This window comes from Stutzerimonas chloritidismutans, from assembly GCF_051486945.1.
Classification (GTDB): Bacteria; Pseudomonadota; Gammaproteobacteria; order Pseudomonadales; family Pseudomonadaceae; genus Stutzerimonas; species Stutzerimonas chloritidismutans_B.
Window position 1 is genome coordinate 200,219 of the sequence record NZ_JAHVDX010000003.1, and the last position, 15,235, is coordinate 215,453.

Consider the following 15,235-nt stretch of genomic DNA (forward strand, 5'->3'; position numbering starts at 1 on the left):
GGCGCGAGATGAGCCAACCCGAAACGACCCTGCAATCCCCTTCGCGCCGCACCTTGCTCAAAGTCGGCAGCCTGGCCCTGGGCGGGCTGGTGATCGGTTTCACCCTGCCGTTCGCCGGGCGCAGCTTCGCCGAGCAGATCCTGAACGAAGGCCCGGAAGACCAGCCAATGTCCAACGCCACGGCGCTGGATGCCTTCATCAGCATCGACCGCGACGGCCAGGTCACCTTCACCGTGCCGAAAATCGAAATGGGCCAGGGCGCGCAGAGCGGGCTGGCCGTGATGGTCGCCGAGGAGCTTGAGATCGGCCTCGACCAGATCACGCTCAAGGAAGCGCCGCCGAACGAAGCCATCTACAACGACAAGCTGCTGAATTTCCAGGCCACCGGCGGCTCGACTTCAATCCGCAGCAATTGGGAGCCGCTGCGCCAGGCCGGTGCGGCCGCGCGGTTGTTGCTGATCCAGGCCGCGGCGCAGCGTTGGCAGCTAGCCGCCGATGGCCTGCGAGCAGAGAACGGCCGTGTGCTCGGCCCTAATGGCCAGAGCTTCGGCTACGGCGAGCTGGTCGAGGATGCCTCGAAATTACCCGTCCCGGAGAACATTCCGCTCAAGCCGGCCAGCGAGTTCAAGCTGATCGGCAAGCCCACCCGGCGCCTTGACACGCCTGCGAAAGTCGACGGTACGGCACGCTTCACCATCGACCTGGTGCTGCCCGGCATGAAGTACGCCTCGATCCGCGCCTGCCCGGTGATCGGCGGCACGGTGCGCAGCGTCGATGACGCTGCCGCTCGAAAAGTCCCTGGGGTACTGGAGGTGATCGCCCTAGGCAACGCCGTGGCGGTGATCGGCGAGCACACCTGGGCCGCCATCGCCGGCGTGCGCACGCTGGAAATCGACTGGGAGCTGGGCGAGAACGCCAACATCGACTCAGCGCAGATGGAGCGCGAGATCAAGGAGGCGCTGGACAAGCCTGGTGCCATCGCCAACGAACAGGGCGACATCGACGGTGCGCTCAAGGACGCGGCCAAGACGTTTGAAGCCGAGTACCAGATGCCCTTCCTCGCCCATGCGGCGCTCGAGCCGATGAGCTGTGTAGCGCAAGTGCGGCCCGACGCCGTGGAGGTCTGGGTCGGCACCCAGGTGCCGGTGCGCGCGCAGACGGCCGCCGCCGAGGCGGCGCAACGGCCCGCCGAGCAGGTGATCATTCACAACCAGCTCATCGGAGGTGCTTTCGGTCGTAGACTGGAAGTCGATTTCATCCATCAGGCAGTCGCCATCGCAGCAAAGGTCGATTACCCCATCAAGCTGACCTGGACACGCGAGGAAGACACCACCCACGACATGTACCGGCCGCACTACATCGACCGCTTCGCCGCCGCATTCGACGCCGAGGGCCAGCTGCTGGGCTGGCGTCACACCATTGCCGGCGCCTCGGTGCTGGCCCGCTTCGCACCCGAGGCGGTGCCTGAGAACGGGCTGGATGGCGATGCGGTGGAAGTGGCCATGCACCCCATCTACGCGCTGCAGCACCTTCGGGTGAACTACGTGCCGGTGCCGCCCAGGGCGCTGCATCAGTCCTGGTGGCGCGGCGTGGGCCCGCTGCGCAGTACCTACATGCTCGAGAGCTTCGTCGACGAGCTCGCCCGCCACGCCGAGCGCGACCCGGTGGACTTCCGCATGGCGCTACTCGGCAGCCATCCACGCGCGCAGGCAGTTCTGCAACTGGCGGCCGAAAAGTCCGGTTGGAGCGAGCCGCTGGCAAGCGGGCATGGCCGCGGCGTAGCAGTACAGGAGGTATTCGGCAGCTTCCTTGCCACTGTGGTTGAGCTGCAGGTCACTGAGGACAAGGGCATCAAGCTCAAGCGCCTGGTGGTTGCGATCGATTGCGGGCAGGTGATGAACCCGGTATCCGTCAAGTCGCAGATCGAGGGCGGCACCCTGTTCGGGCTCTCCGCCGCGCTGTTCAACGAAATCACCGTCAGCGGTGGCCGCGTCGAGCAAACGAACTTCCATGATTACCGCCAATTGCGGATCACCGAGGCGCCGCCGGTGGAAACCTACATCGTGCAGAGCACCGAGGCGCCCGGCGGAGTTGGCGAAGCCGGCACAGCGATGATCGCCCCGGCGCTTGTCAATGCACTTGCCGCAGCCAATGGCACCCGCATCCGCCGCCTGCCCCTGGCACGCGCCGGCTATTACGTGATCTGAGGAACGAGCATGACGATTCGACTGCCCTATCGCGGCCTGCTCGGCGCTGCGCTCGTGCTGAGCGCGGCGACCGCCTTGGCCGACCCGACCCTTGAGCGCGGCGAGTACCTGACCCGCGCAGCGGACTGCCTGGCCTGCCACGTCACCGAAGGCGGAAAGCCTTACGCCGGCGGCCTGCCTGTGGAGATGCCGTTCGGCACCCTGTACTCGACCAACATCACACCAGACAAGGAAACCGGCATCGGCAACTGGACCGACGACGAGTTCGTCGAGGCCATGCAGCAAGGTATCGGGCCGGACGGCCGTCACTACTACCCGGCCTTCCCCTACACCTCTTACACACTGATGCCGCGCGAAGACATTCTCGCAATCAAGGCGTACCTGTTCAGCCTCGAGCCGGTGCACCAGCCGAACAAGGAAAACGACATCGGCTTTCCCTTCAACCAGCGCTGGGGCATCGCGTTGTGGAACCTGCTTTTTCTCGACGACGAGCGTTTCGAACCGGACCCGGAACAATCCGAACAGTGGAACCGCGGCGCCTATCTGGTCGAAGGGCCGGGGCATTGCGGCGAGTGCCACACGCCGCGCAATTTCATGCAGGCGAAGAAGGGCTCCGAGGCGCTCGCCGGCTCGACGATCCAGGGCTGGGCCGCCTGGAACATCACCGGTGATAGACAGGGTGGGATCGGCGACTGGCCGGACGACGCCCTGGCACGCTACCTGGCTACCGGCGTCGCACCCGGCTACGGCGTTGCGGGCGGGCCGATGGCCGAGGTGGTCAACCACAGCCTGCGCCACCTCACGCCCGAGGACATCCAGGCCATGGTCGTCTACCTCAAATCAGTGCCAGCCCAACCCGCGGAGATCGAGCGGCCCGAGGCCAAGACGCTCGCCAACGAGCCGCCCGCCAAAGCGGTCGATCCGCTGGGCCAGAAGCTGTTCGCGGATGCCTGCGCCAGTTGTCACAAGTGGGACGGCAGCGGCCGGCAGAGCGATTACGCCTCGCTGCGCGGCCTGCGCACGCTGAATGACCCGCAGGGGTTGAATCTGGTTCGGGTCATCCTCGACGGCGATGCCCTGCACGGCCCCAGCGGGCATCACCTGATGCCGGCTTTCAACCGGCACTTCAACGACCGGGAAGTGGCCGCGCTGGCCAACTTCATGCTCGGCCACTTTGGCGCGCAACCCGGCACGTTGAGCGCCGAGACGATCTCCGAGCGCCGCTGAGAGGCTCGGCAAGCCCGCCCTTCGACCTCAATCAACGTAGCGGCGGGCAGCCTGTTCCAGCAGGCCATCCTGCTTCATCTGGTCCAGGGTGCGCTGCAGCTTCTCGACCACGTCGTCGGGGGTGTCCTTGTTCAGGGCGAGATACAGGTCGACCCGATTCAACGTCAGGGCCACGACCAGAGGCCCGACGCCGGCTTGCTTGGCTTCGTATTCGCCGGAGGGGTTGGTGGTCGCCCAGAGATCGAACTGACCGCTTTTGAGCTTGGCCGGCGTGTCGATCAACGAGTTCTGTACCTCGATACCGCGCGTGATCAGGTACTGGCTGCCGACGCTGCCATCCTTCGATCCGATCCGGTACTGCTTGGCATCTTCCAGGCTGGTGAGCTGGATGGGGCTTTCCGGGGTTTTGAGCAACACGATCTGGATTTCGCTCAGCGGGCCAACCCATTTGTATTTGGGCTCACGCTGCGGCGTGCGGCTGAGGGAAAACACACCAAACCCGTGCGTCTTCTCCGCCAGGTCTTGCAGGCGGCTCCAGGGGAAGCGCAGCGTCATCTCGTAGGGCACGCCCGCTCGCTTGAATAACTCAGCCACGACCTCGGCGTCGATGCCGTTGATCGCACTCTCCTTGGCGAAGTTCTTCCCATCGACGGCCATGCTGAACGGCGGGAAGTTCTGGGTGAGCAGGTTGATCTTTTCGCCGGTGGCATGAGCCTGGGCGAGCGGCAGGAGGGTGAACAGCGCGCCCAGAACGGCGCCGCGAACACTGTTGTGTTTGGTTGGCATGTCAGACTCTCGGTCGTTGAATTTATTGTTGTATGGGCGTGCCACGGTCGGGCGGCGGGCTCGGCACCTGTCGCTAACGCCTGCGGGCCGATTCAGACAGACCGACCGCGCGGACGAACGGTAGCAGGCATGCGCAGCGCAAACGCTGCGCCGGGTCACTTAAGTGACAGTCATTCGAAGCCGCTCAGCCCGCTTTGCCAGGCTGCGCCAGCGGACCCGCTCTGCCCCGAGGTCTCCAACGATTGCAGCGATCTGAAGGGGTTCCGCGACCCAGCGGTCGTTCGTCGCAAACCGGGGCGCCATTCGTCGCTCCGCCACTTCGGCGCAGGTGCTTGCCGTATTCTCGCCGGCTATCGGAGTCCGCCGACCCGATTCACAGTCCGGCATATAAATCGCATCCGACACGTCCGAGCTGTGTTGCGCCATCTGATTGGCGCCGCGGGAAATTCCCCGCGAACAACTGTGGTCCGCCTTCCCGGGCGGTTGTTTGTCGAGACATCGGGCTTCCCGATTGGATGTGAAATGAAAACACCACGCCTGCTACAAGGTCGCCGCGGCCCTGTACTCTCCGTTTTCCTGTTGCTACTGGTGGCCGCCTGCGTGGCCTATTGGCAGTTACGCCCGAGCGCACCCTCGACACCGGCCACCGGTGCAGCGGCGAGCATGCTCGACGCCCTGCAGGAGTCCACCGACCCTTGGCAAGCCAATCGCCGGGATCTGTCCGTGCTGATGAGCGATCTGCGCGGCGCCACCATCGCCAGCGCCGCGCTGGGCAAGGATGCGGTCTATATCAGCCTGCACGACGGCCTGCGTTATTGGGTTCCGGATCAGTCCGGACGCGTCGCCCAGCTGCTTCTGGACCAGTACGCCAGCAGTGACGGTGAGCTGTTTCCGCTAACCCTGTTCGATACTGACGGCGAGAAGCCCTGGTATCGAATGGTGCTGCCCTATGCGCCATTCATTCTGCTGCTGGTTGGCGCCCTGACGTACCTGGCGATCAAGAGCCAGGCGTTCCAGGTGCACCGAAAAGGCAGCGGTATCAGCTTCAGCGATGTGATTGGCGCGAGCGAAGCCAAGCAGGCGCTGAGTGACGTCACGGCCTATCTGCGCGATCCGGCCGCCTATACCGCGCTGGGCGCACGGCCGCCGAAAGGCGTGCTGCTCACCGGCGAACCCGGCACCGGCAAGACGCAGCTGGCCAAGGCGCTGGCCACCGAATCCAACGCCAGCTTCATTCAGGTGACCGGTAGCGATTTTTCCTCGATGTATTTCGGCGTCGGCATCCAGAAGGTCAAGGCACTGTTCCGTACGGCGCGCCGCCAGGCCCCCTGCATCATCTTCATCGATGAGATCGATGGCATCGGCAAACGTGCCGAACAGCAGCGATCCAGCGACGCCGAAAGCAATCGCATCATCAACCAGTTTCTTGCCGAGATGGACGGCTTCGACGGTGCGAGCGGTGTGCTGGTACTGGGGGCGACCAACTTCCCCAACTCGCTGGACCCGGCGCTGGTGCGCGAGGGCCGCTTCGACCGCTCCATTGCGGTCGGCCTGCCGGGCCTCGCAGACCGTGAGGCGCTGTTCCGCCTTTACGCCGCTAAGATCCGCGCCGAACAAGCGTTGGACTATCCGCAGCTGGCCCGCAATACCGTCGGCCTGACGCCCGCCGCCATCGCCTACATCGTGAACCATGCGGCGCTGCTGGCTGCGCGAAGCGAAGCGAAGGCGGTGACCATGGCGCATTTCGTCGATGCCGTGGAAACCTGCCGGATCGGCGAGCAGCCGTCCGGCGTCACGCCGATGTCGCCGACCGACCGCAAGCGCATTGCCGTGCACGAGGCTGGCCACGCGTTGGTCGCCGCCGCGCTGAAAACCGGCCGCGTGGAAAAGGTCACCATCCTGCCCCGAGGCCAAGCGCTGGGCGTGACCCTGGTCACCCCGGTCGAGGACAAGCGCTTGCACATGGAATCCGAGCTTCGCAACCGCATTCAGATGCTGCTGGCCGGCCGTGGCGCCGAGCAGCTGTACTTCCACGAAGTCTCCTCCGGTGCCGGCCAGGATCTGCAGGAAGCCTCGAAAATCGCACTGTCGATGGTCGGCGCGCTGGGCATGGACCCGAACGGTTCGCTGCTCAGCCTGCAGGCGGTGCGCGACGCTCACATTGAGTTCGATTCCGGCGAATCCATCCGCGCCGCCGACGACCTGCTCAAGCAGCTCGACCGCGACTGCATGGCGCTGCTGCAACGGCTCAAGCCGGCACTGGACGAAATCGCCGACAAGCTGCTGGCTGAAGAAACCGTGCCGGGCGAAGAAGTATTGGCTGCCATCGAGCGGCTGCCTGATCACCACCTTGACGCCAATGTCAGCTCGATCATCGGTCATGCCATGAGCACCATCGACCGCGTTGCTGCCAGCGCTATGGAGAACGCTCCGTTCCTTGATCTGGCGCCAGTCGAACAGCCCGAGGATGACGGGCCGGGGATGGTCTGACCCGCTGAGACGGGTCAAGAAGCGATGAACGGGAGGCTGGTGCCACGTAGCTGACGAAACAGGGAGGCCGGTCTGGCCTCCGGCCTCCCACGTTCGGCTTTACGCTTTACTCGATTACCACCAGATGATTTGGCAACTCGTTGCGTTCGTGAGTGGCTGGAAGGTGTTCCGTGAGCAGCGCACCGCAGGTTTCGATGCAGGTCAGAAAACCTTCAAGCACCTGGCCGTTGCGCACGTCTTCGGTGAAGGAAGCAACGACGGACTGCCAGACCGCGTCATCGATGCGGCTGGAAATGCCGCGGTCCACAAGAATCTCCACATAGCGCTCGGCTTCGGACACGAAGATCAGCATGCCTGTCCCGGCGGCGGTGTGGTGCAGGTTCTGCTCGATGAACTGACGCCGCGCCAGGTTGCAGGCGCGCCAGTGGCGAACGGAGCGTGGAATGAGTCGGCTGGTCACCGCATCGATGCGAAAGACCAAGGCCAGCACGATGAAGGTTGCCCATTGCGCCAGCAGCATCTGCCACGCGCTCAGCCAGCCCGTGAAGAACACCAGCGCGCCCGGTAACAGCAGCGCCAGCAGGCTCGCCCAGAGCAGCGGAATGTAGCGGTAGTCGTCAGCCTGCGCAGCAAGCACGGTCACCAGTTCGGCGTCGGTGTGCCGCTCGACGCGGTTGATCGCTTCGGCGACCTGCTCGAGCTCGCGTTCGGTCAGTAGGGTCATCTAGTCATCCGTCTGAGAATTCGTTGTCCTGTGCTGCTCGGCTTCACCAGCCACCTGAGGCGCCGCCGCCACCAAAGCCGCCACCCCCGCCACCGAAACCACCCCCACCAAAGCCGCCGCCTCCGCCGCGCCCCATCCCGCCGAGGAGCGCGCCCAGAAGGACCGCGCGACCCGCACCGCGCCCGCCACGCCCACCTCGACCGCCTCCGATGACGAAAATCGCCACCAGCATGAGGAAGAAGCCGAGGATGCCGAAGCCGCCCGGCTCCTGTGCGTGCATCGGCATGGCCGGCTGGGTCGCAGCCGTGCGCAGCGGATCGCCGCCAAGCACCTGAATCATCGCTTCGGCGCCCTCGACGATGCCGCGGGTAAAGTCGCCCTGTTGAAACGCCGGCGCAATGATCCGGTTGATGATCACCGAAGACTGCGCATCGGTCAGGCGGCCTTCCAGGCCGTAGCCCACCTCGATGCGAATCCGCCGGTCATCGCGCGCGACGATCAGTAACGCGCCAGTGTCCTCATCCTTCTGGCCAATGCCCCACTCGCGCCCCAGCGCCAGCCCGACCTCCTCGATACTCTGGCCCTGCAGGTTCGGCAAAGTGACGACAACCACCTGCTCGCCGCTGGCCTGTTCGTGTGCAGCGAGCATCCCCGTCAGCCGCGCTTTGGACTGGGTATCGAGCAGCTCGGCACGGTCGACCACGCGCCCGGTCAGCGGCGGGACCTCGAACGACTGGGCGACGACGCCGCCTGCCCACAGGAGCAGCGCCAGCAGCAGCGCGACGGTGCGGGTCATTGAAACTGCACGCGTGGAGCCTGATCGGCGTTTTCAGCGGTGGCTTCGAAGTTCTCCCGCACTGGCATATCGCTGTACATCAGGGTGTGCCAGATCCGACCGGGGAATGTGCGGATCTCGGTGTTGTAACGCTCGACCGCCTGAATGAAATCCCGCCGTGCCACTGCAATCCGGTTCTCGGTGCCTTCGAGCTGCGACTGCAATGCCAGGAAATTCTGGTTCGACTTCAAGTCCGGGTAGCGCTCGGACACCGCCATCAGGCGGCTCAGCGCGCCAGTCAGCTGGTTTTGCGCTTCCTGGAAGCGGCGCAGTTTTTCTGGATCATCGAGATCGTCGGCGCTCATCTGGATGGACGTAGCACGTGAGCGCGCCTCAGTCACGGCGGTCAGGGTTTCCTGTTCCTGGCGAGCGAAGCCCTTGACCGTCTCGACCAGATTGGGAATCAGGTCCGCACGCCGCTGGTATTGGTTTTCAACCTGCGACCAGGCCGATTTCACCTGCTCGTCATACTGCGGAATGTTGTTGATCCCGCATCCGGCCAGCAGCCAGGACAGGAACAGAACCCCGGCGACCTGCCAGGTGAGTCGATAGCGCTGCGTCTGCATGATTCGCTTATCCGTAAGTGTGATGAATTCCACATATAGGGATGACCTAACGGCAAGAGAGTTCAGCGTGGGGCACAGGACCGACCCGTTCCGGTAAGTGGGCGAGGCAGCTGATGACGGTCCGGGTAGCTGATCGTCAGCAAGCGGGCTCCTACAGCACTCACTTCGCGGCGCGCTGTTTTGTTAGGAGCAAGCCTGCTACAGGCGCTGCTCTAATCTTCGCGTAGCAAGCCCGTGCGGAGCTCGTGTGCTGGCGGTCCAGATCGGGCAGCGACCGCTGATCACGCGTTCAGATCACGCCGGACTGCCGCAGGGACAGGATCTTTTCGAAGCTCAACCCCAGCACGTTCTGCAGCACCGCTTCGCTGTGCTCGCCCAGCAGTGGCGGCGCCTTGCGATAGCTCACTGGCGATTCGGACAGCCGGAGCGGGCTCGCCACTTGCGGCACGCTGCCAGCCAGCGGATGTGGCAAGTCCAGACGCAGGCCCCGCGCCTGTACCTGCGGGTCCGCGAATACCTGGGACAAGTCGTTGATCGGCCCGCAAGGCACGCCGGCCGCTTCCAGCAGGGCAACCCACTCGGCGGTGGTGCGGAACACCGTGGCCTGGCGAATCAGCGGGATCAGCTCGGCGCGGTGCGCCACCCGCGCCTTGTTGTTGGTAAAACGCGGATCACTCGCCCATTCAGCATGCCCCGCCACCTCGGCGAACTTGCGGAACTGGCCGTCGTTACCGATGGTGAGAATGATGTCACCGTCGGCTGTCGGGAAGTCCTGGTAGGGCACGATGTTCGGGTGCGCATTGCCCATGCGCTTGGGTGCCACGCCGGTGGTGAGATAGTTCATCGCCTGGTTGGCCAGGCAGGCGACCTGCACGTCCAGCAGCGCCGTTTCGACATGCTGGCCGACACCCGTTTGCTCGCGGTGATTCAACGCGGCGAGCACGCCGACCGTGGCATAGAGCCCGGTGAGGATGTCGGTCAGTGCCACGCCCGCCTTTACCGGCCCGGCGCCCTCCTCCGCATCGCTACGCCCGGTCAGGCTCATCAGCCCACCCATGCCCTGGATCATGAAGTCGTAACCGGCCCGCCCGGCGTAGGGGCCGTCGCTGCCGAAACCGGTGATCGAGCAATAGATCAGCCGCGGGTTGATGGCTTTCAGGCTTTCATAGTCCAGCCCGTACGCCGCCAACCCGCCGACTTTGAAATTTTCCAGCAGCACATCGCACCGTTCGACCAGCTCACGGATGATGCGCTGGCCTTCAGGCTGGGTGAAATCCAGCGTCAGCGACTGCTTGTTGCGGTTGGCTGACAGGAAATAAGCCGCTTCTGAGGTGTTTTCGCCCTGCTGGTCTTTCAAGTACGGCGGCCCCCAGTGACGGGTGTCATCGCCCGTGCGCGGACGCTCGACCTTGATCACCTCGGCGCCAAGGTCACCGAGGATCTGCCCGCACCAGGGGCCGGCGAGCACGCGCGACAGGTCGAGGACGCGGATGTGGGAAAGAGCGCCGGACATAGAGGTCTCTCAGTAGCGGATGGGGTAAAACGTGATCGCTTGCTAGATGGCGCACACGAGTGCGCCCACCTACAGCAGTTGAGCCTTGTGTGGGAGCGAGCTTGCTCGCCCCACATCGACGTCCCGCTTAGAAGAACGCCTGGATGCCCGTCTGCGCGCGACCCAGGATCAGCGCATGCACGTCATGCGTGCCTTCATAGGTGTTCACCACCTCGAGGTTGACCAGGTGACGGGCCACGCCGAACTCATCGCTGATGCCGTTGCCGCCCATCATGTCGCGGGCCATGCGCGCCACGTCGAGCGCCTTGCCACAGCTGTTGCGCTTCATGATCGAGGTAATTTCCACCGCCGCGGTGCCTTCGTCCTTCATACGGCCGAGGCGCAGGCAGCCCTGAAGCGCCAACGTGATCTCGGTCTGCATGTCGGCCAGCTTCTTCTGGATCAGCTGATTGGCAGCCAGCGGGCGGCCGAACTGGTTGCGGTCCAGCACGTATTGCCGGGCGGTATGCCAGCAGAATTCGGCAGCGCCCAGTGCGCCCCAGCTGATGCCGTAGCGCGCGCTGTTCAGGCAGGTGAATGGGCCCTTCAGGCCACGCACGTCCGGGAAGGCGTTTTCTTCGGGGCAGAACACGTTGTCCATCACGATCTCGCCGGTGATCGAAGCGCGCAAGCCGACCTTGCCGTGGATCGCCGGCGCGCTGAGGCCTTCCCAGCCCTTCTCGAGCACGAAGCCACGGATAGCGCCATCATCATCCTTGGCCCACACCAAGAAAACATCGGCGATCGGGCTGTTGGTGATCCACATCTTGCTGCCGGACAGCCGATAGCCGCCGTCGACCTTCTTGGCACGCGTGACCATAGAGCCCGGATCGGAGCCGTGGTTCGGCTCGGTCAGACCGAAGCAGCCGATGTATTCGCCGCTGGCCAGCTTGGGCAGGTACTTCTGCTTGGTTTCTTCGTTGCCGAATTCATTGATCGGCACCATCACCAGAGAGGACTGCACGCTCATCATCGAGCGGTAGCCGGAATCGACGCGCTCGACCTCGCGCGCAATCAGGCCGTAGCACACATAGTTCAACCCGCTGCCACCGTAGGCTTCAGGGATGGTCGCACCGAGCAGGCCGGTCTCGCCCATCTCGCGGAAAATGGCCGGGTCGGTCTTTTCATGACGGAATGCCTCCAGCACCCGCGGCGCCAGCTTGTCGGCACAGAACTGCGCGGCACTGTCACGCACCATGCGCTCGTCTTCGGTGAGCTGCTGGTCGAGCAGCAGCGGGTCGATCCAGTTGAAGCTTGCGGTGCCGGCCATGGGAGGTCCTCTTGTTGGAAGCGGTACGTCGAGCGACGCCCGACGTGGTCGATAGGACGGATGCTAGAAGCAGGGGCGCGAGGCGGCAAACGAGTTATTCGCAAACACCTGTGCGTAAAGCGCACTAAAACGTATGCTCTTCGCCCGATCAGGACCGAGTTTAGTGAGGCTGCCGCATAATGCGCCGCAAAATACCAAGCACCGCCGCGCTTATCGCCTTCGAGGCCGCTGCGCGTCATCAAAGCTTCACCCGCGCCGCTGAGGAGCTGTCGCTGACGCAAAGCGCGATCTGCCGACAGATTGGTGGTCTCGAGGAGTTTCTAGGGCTCGAACTGTTCCGCCGCTCACGCCGCGGCGTGAAGCTGACCGAAGCGGGCCAGTCCTATGCACGCCGAGTGGCCACGCAGCTCGATGCGGTCGAGCGCGACACGCTTTCGGTGATGGGCCAGCAGGGCGCGCAGACGATTGAGCTGGCACTGGTGCCCACCTTTGGCACCCAGTGGCTACTGCCGCGCCTGCATCAGTTCCAGCAAATGCATCCGGAAATTACCGTCAACCTGACCAACCGCACCCGCCCGTTTCTCTTCGCCGATACCGAGTTCGATGCAGCCATCTATTTCGGTGATGGCGACTGGTCCGGCACCGTGGCTTATCCGTTGATGCCCGAGCACTCGGTGCCCGTGTGCAGCCCGGCCCTGCTGGGCGGCGCCGGCTCGCTCACGGCTACGCGGATTGCCGACATGCCGCTCCTGCAACAGACCACCCGCCCCTACGCCTGGCGGCAGTGGTTCGACTCTCTGGGCATGAAAGTCGCGCGCGACATGACCGGCCCACGCCTGGAACTGTTTTCCATGCTGGCGCAGGCGGCCGAACACCAGATGGGGGTAGCGCTGATTCCGCCGTTTCTGATTCAGCGCGAGCTGGCCGAGCAACGCCTGGTAATCGCTCATCCGCACGCGTACCGCCGCGAAGGCCAGGCCTATCACCTGATGATCCCAGAGCGCCGCGTGGAATCGGCGGCGCTGAATGCTTTTCGAGACTGGTTGCTGGACGAAGCGCGCGCCTGGGTGGCGCAGTCGGTCTAGCCGTCACTCAGGCCGGGCACGCGATGAGCGAACCGCCTCGCTGGGCGGGGGCGATCAGACCGCAGCGGGCTTCGGCTTGCGGGGCTTGAGGTATTTGGTCAGGCCTTGGAACCACATCACCAAGGCGGGATTACCCTGGATCTGAATGTGCTTGTCCTGAATGCCCTGCATGAACGCCAGCTGCTTGTTCTTGGCGTTCAGGGTGGCGAAGCCGTAGGCGCTGTCCTTGAAGCCGATGGCAAAGGCCGGATCGGTGGCTGGGCCGGCATGGTGGGTCATGCGCTGGTCTTTCACTACGTAATGTCGGGCAACCTTGCCGTCCAGGGTGTGGAGCTGAAAGGTCAAAGCCTTGTCGCCGAGTTGCTTCTGAAAGTCGGGGTTGGTGCGGCTGGCCTTGGTCATCAGACGGCCAAGCATCCAGAGGAGAAAGCGAAATTTCATGAACGGGCCGACCGTGGCAGAAAAAACGGGATTGTAGCGGCTGGTTCGGGCGGTGGAAGCGGGAGAACAGGCCGGTCCAGAGCGGACCGTTCGGTCAAGCTGACCCGGAGCCTGGGCGGCCCCGGGGCCAGGCGAGGTCAGTTGATCGCGTCTTTCAACATCTTTCCCGGCTTGAAGGCCACGGTGTTACTGGCCTTGATGGTGACGGGCTCACCTGTCTGGGGATTCTTTCCGGTGCGGGCGCCACGGTGGCGTTGCAGGAAGGTGCCAAAACCAACCAGGGTCACGCTGTCCTTGCGGTTGAGCGCGTTGGTGATTTCATCGAGAACGGCATTAAGGACCCGATTGGCCTGATCCTTAGTGAGATCGGCCTTTTCGGCGATGGCGGCTGCGAGTTCCGGTTTGCGCATAGGTAGCCTCTTTAGACTTTATTGTTGTTGTGTCCACGGTTCTCCGAACCGTGGGTTACAAGGCGCTGCAGCGGCTCTAGCGTGCGGCAGCGCTCTAGGAGAATGGCACGCTGCTAGCACTCGCGCCAGCCCCCGCCAGCGCTTTGAACGGTCAATCCGACGTCTTAAACGACAGAACCTGCGGTACTTCCGCCAGCACTGGCGGCAGCTGCTTGTTCAAGGCCAGGCGCGCCTGAACGGCCGTTCCGGTGAGCGCATAGCCCAGCAGCCGGCCGTCTGCGCCGCGGTACTCGGCTTGCAGGTCGTTGCCCTCGCCTTCGACCTGCCAAGCGCCTTCACTGCCCACGGCGGGCGGCGAAACCACCAGCGGACAGACCGGCGTCTTGACCGTGATCGGCATCGGGCCGTAAGTGACCGGCGTCGGCTGGCCGGCCAGCGTGCGGGCAAGCGCGCGCACCCCACTCATCAATGGCATCACGTAGAGCAGATTGAGCCCTTCGACCTCGGCGCAGTCGCCCAGCGCATAGACGTGGTCAGCCGAGGTTCGCAGCTGGCGATCCACCTCGATGCCGCGATTGACGTTCAGTCCTGCTGCCTCGGCCAGCTCGATACGCGGGCGCAGGCCGACAGCGCTGACGACCAGGTCGCAGGGGATGCGTTGGCCATCGGACAGGCTCGCCTGCAAGGTATCGCCTTCGCGGTCGAGGCGTTGGAGCACCGGCCCCAGGTGAAAGCGTGCGCCCAGCGACTCAAGCCCGCGCCGGACCGCTGCAGCCGGTTCCGGTGGCAACAGGGATGGCATGATCTGGTCACAGGGCGCCACCAGCTCCACCTCGTAGCCGCCCTGCAGCAGGTCGTTGGCGAACTCACAGCCAATCAACCCGGCGCCAAGGATCAGCACCCGCCGCTTGCCCTGTGCGGCCTCGCGGAAACGGCCGTAGTCGAGCAGGTCGTTGATTGGGTAGATCGCATCCTGCGCGTCGCCCGCAACCGGCACCGAAATAGTTTGCGCGCCCCAGGCGATCACCAGGTCGCGATACGCGACTGGCTCGTTGCCAATCCACACGCGACGCGCTTGCGGCTCGAGCCGGGTAACGCGCGTGTGGGTGCGGATCTCGGCGTCGAGCTGAATGGCCATCTGCCCGACCGTCATCATGCCCAGCGCGTCTGCGTCCTTGTTCATGGCGAAGCCGGTGGAGAGCATGGGTTTGGAATAGGAGCGGCCATCGTCCGCCGTGATCAGGAGCAGCGGCGTCTCGCTGTCGAGCTTGCGAAACTCCCGGGCGAGGTTATAGCCCGCCAGCCCGGTGCCGATGATGACCAGCGGCGCCATATCGTTCGATGCATTCATATCAGCCGATCGCAATCATTTCGAAGTCCATCTTGCCGACGCCACAATCAGGGCAGAGCCAGTCTTCGGGTACGTCTTCCCAACGGGTGCCCGGCGCGATGCCTTCGTCCGGCCAGCCTTCGGCCTCGTCGTAGATGAAACCGCATACCACGCATTGCCACTTCTTCATTATTCACCTCGATCAGTCTCGGTTGCGCTGACGCTATAACAGAACCGCGGAAAGCGCCAAATGGCCCGCTCGGATTAAGGACAACGCCGCGCGTGCTTTTCCTGCACCAAAGGAAACGGGCG

The 15,235-nt window shown here is 64.2% G+C and carries 14 protein-coding genes; 4 read left to right on the forward strand and 10 right to left on the reverse strand.

Annotated features, from left to right (window positions below; translation table 11 throughout):
• Window positions 1-8: 8 nt before the first annotated feature.
• A complete protein-coding gene (locus KXR72_RS12985) occupies window positions 9-2,207 on the forward strand; it encodes a molybdopterin cofactor-binding domain-containing protein (protein WP_437421510.1) in 2,199 nt (732 codons plus the stop codon).
• Window positions 2,208-2,216: 9 nt separating this feature from the next.
• Window positions 2,217-3,434 carry a c-type cytochrome gene (locus KXR72_RS12990; RefSeq protein WP_437421511.1) on the forward strand — a complete coding sequence of 406 codons (1,218 nt, stop codon included), beginning with the start codon at window positions 2,217-2,219 and terminating at the stop codon, window positions 3,432-3,434.
• Between the two features lie 27 nt (window positions 3,435-3,461).
• On the opposite strand, the gene KXR72_RS12995 is transcribed toward KXR72_RS12990, so the two are convergent.
• Window positions 3,462-4,220, reverse strand: coding sequence for a substrate-binding periplasmic protein (locus tag KXR72_RS12995; RefSeq protein WP_437421512.1), 759 nt, complete (start codon window positions 4,218-4,220; stop codon window positions 3,462-3,464).
• 522 nt (window positions 4,221-4,742) lie between these two features.
• On the opposite strand from KXR72_RS12995, the gene KXR72_RS13000 reads away from it, so the two are divergent.
• Window positions 4,743-6,710 carry an AAA family ATPase gene (locus tag KXR72_RS13000; RefSeq protein ID WP_437421513.1) on the forward strand — a complete coding sequence of 656 codons (1,968 nt, stop codon included), beginning with the start codon at window positions 4,743-4,745 and terminating at the stop codon, window positions 6,708-6,710.
• Window positions 6,711-6,816: 106 nt separating this feature from the next.
• On the opposite strand, the gene KXR72_RS13005 is transcribed toward KXR72_RS13000, so the two are convergent.
• The 5 genes from KXR72_RS13005 to KXR72_RS13025 all read right to left on the reverse strand — a co-directional run bounded on the left by KXR72_RS13005 (window position 6,817) and on the right by KXR72_RS13025 (window position 11,657).
• Complete coding sequence (locus KXR72_RS13005; protein WP_437421514.1) at window positions 6,817-7,434, reverse strand: TPM domain-containing protein; 618 nt, start codon at window positions 7,432-7,434, stop codon at window positions 6,817-6,819.
• Window positions 7,435-7,477: 43 nt separating this feature from the next.
• Window positions 7,478-8,230: a TPM domain-containing protein gene (locus tag KXR72_RS13010; RefSeq protein ID WP_437421515.1), complete on the reverse strand. Its 753-nt coding sequence runs from the start codon at window positions 8,228-8,230 to the stop codon at window positions 7,478-7,480.
• The gene (locus KXR72_RS13015; RefSeq protein ID WP_437421516.1) at window positions 8,227-8,835 is read right to left on the reverse strand and encodes a LemA family protein; all 609 of its coding nucleotides are present in this window, start codon (window positions 8,833-8,835) and stop codon (window positions 8,227-8,229) included. The genes KXR72_RS13010 and KXR72_RS13015 overlap by 4 nt, the downstream gene beginning before the upstream one ends.
• Window positions 8,836-9,124: 289 nt before the next feature.
• A complete protein-coding gene (locus tag KXR72_RS13020) occupies window positions 9,125-10,348 on the reverse strand; it encodes a CaiB/BaiF CoA transferase family protein (protein ID WP_437421517.1) in 1,224 nt (407 codons plus the stop codon).
• A gap of 127 nt (window positions 10,349-10,475) precedes the next feature.
• On the reverse strand, window positions 10,476-11,657 hold the full coding sequence (locus KXR72_RS13025; protein ID WP_437421518.1) for an acyl-CoA dehydrogenase: 1,182 nt from the start codon (window positions 11,655-11,657) through the stop codon (window positions 10,476-10,478).
• 179 nt (window positions 11,658-11,836) lie between these two features.
• On the opposite strand from KXR72_RS13025, the gene KXR72_RS13030 reads away from it, so the two are divergent.
• On the forward strand, window positions 11,837-12,742 hold the full coding sequence (locus tag KXR72_RS13030; protein WP_437421519.1) for a LysR family transcriptional regulator: 906 nt from the start codon (window positions 11,837-11,839) through the stop codon (window positions 12,740-12,742).
• Between the two features lie 54 nt (window positions 12,743-12,796).
• On the opposite strand, the gene KXR72_RS13035 is transcribed toward KXR72_RS13030, so the two are convergent.
• From KXR72_RS13035 to KXR72_RS13050, 4 genes are all read right to left on the reverse strand, one after another.
• Window positions 12,797-13,183 (reverse strand): SCP2 sterol-binding domain-containing protein, encoded by a 387-nt coding sequence (locus tag KXR72_RS13035; RefSeq protein WP_437421520.1) that lies wholly within the window; start codon window positions 13,181-13,183, stop codon window positions 12,797-12,799.
• 137 nt (window positions 13,184-13,320) lie between these two features.
• Window positions 13,321-13,593, reverse strand: a complete 273-nt coding sequence (locus KXR72_RS13040) for an HU family DNA-binding protein (protein WP_014854330.1) — start codon at window positions 13,591-13,593, stop codon at window positions 13,321-13,323.
• A 151-nt stretch (window positions 13,594-13,744) separates the two neighbouring features.
• Window positions 13,745-14,944, reverse strand: coding sequence for an NAD(P)/FAD-dependent oxidoreductase (locus tag KXR72_RS13045; protein ID WP_437421521.1), 1,200 nt, complete (start codon window positions 14,942-14,944; stop codon window positions 13,745-13,747).
• Between the two features lies 1 nt (window position 14,945).
• Window positions 14,946-15,113 carry a rubredoxin gene (locus KXR72_RS13050; protein ID WP_437421522.1) on the reverse strand — a complete coding sequence of 56 codons (168 nt, stop codon included), beginning with the start codon at window positions 15,111-15,113 and terminating at the stop codon, window positions 14,946-14,948.
• Window positions 15,114-15,235 lie beyond the last annotated feature (122 nt).

Bases quoted from the DNA above. Each gene is read 5' to 3' on its own strand.
- KXR72_RS13015 (WP_437421516.1), bottom strand. From the start codon at position 8,835: ATGCAGACGCAGCGCTATCGACTCACCTGGCAGGTCGCCGGGGTTCTG.
- KXR72_RS13005 (WP_437421514.1), bottom strand. From the start codon at position 7,434: ATGACCCTACTGACCGAACGCGAGCTCGAGCAGGTCGCCGAAGCGATC.
- KXR72_RS13010 (WP_437421515.1), bottom strand. From the start codon at position 8,230: ATGACCCGCACCGTCGCGCTGCTGCTGGCGCTGCTCCTGTGGGCAGGC.
- KXR72_RS13045 (WP_437421521.1), bottom strand. From the start codon at position 14,944: ATGAATGCATCGAACGATATGGCGCCGCTGGTCATCATCGGCACCGGG.
- KXR72_RS13020 (WP_437421517.1), bottom strand. From the start codon at position 10,348: ATGTCCGGCGCTCTTTCCCACATCCGCGTCCTCGACCTGTCGCGCGTG.
- KXR72_RS13035 (WP_437421520.1), bottom strand. From the start codon at position 13,183: ATGAAATTTCGCTTTCTCCTCTGGATGCTTGGCCGTCTGATGACCAAG.
- KXR72_RS12990 (WP_437421511.1), top strand. From the start codon at position 2,217: ATGACGATTCGACTGCCCTATCGCGGCCTGCTCGGCGCTGCGCTCGTG.
- KXR72_RS12995 (WP_437421512.1), bottom strand. From the start codon at position 4,220: ATGCCAACCAAACACAACAGTGTTCGCGGCGCCGTTCTGGGCGCGCTG.
- KXR72_RS13000 (WP_437421513.1), top strand. From the start codon at position 4,743: ATGAAAACACCACGCCTGCTACAAGGTCGCCGCGGCCCTGTACTCTCC.
- KXR72_RS13030 (WP_437421519.1), top strand. From the start codon at position 11,837: ATGCGCCGCAAAATACCAAGCACCGCCGCGCTTATCGCCTTCGAGGCC.
- KXR72_RS13040 (WP_014854330.1), bottom strand. From the start codon at position 13,593: ATGCGCAAACCGGAACTCGCAGCCGCCATCGCCGAAAAGGCCGATCTC.
- KXR72_RS13050 (WP_437421522.1), bottom strand. From the start codon at position 15,113: ATGAAGAAGTGGCAATGCGTGGTATGCGGTTTCATCTACGACGAGGCC.
- KXR72_RS13025 (WP_437421518.1), bottom strand. From the start codon at position 11,657: ATGGCCGGCACCGCAAGCTTCAACTGGATCGACCCGCTGCTGCTCGAC.
- KXR72_RS12985 (WP_437421510.1), top strand. From the start codon at position 9: ATGAGCCAACCCGAAACGACCCTGCAATCCCCTTCGCGCCGCACCTTG.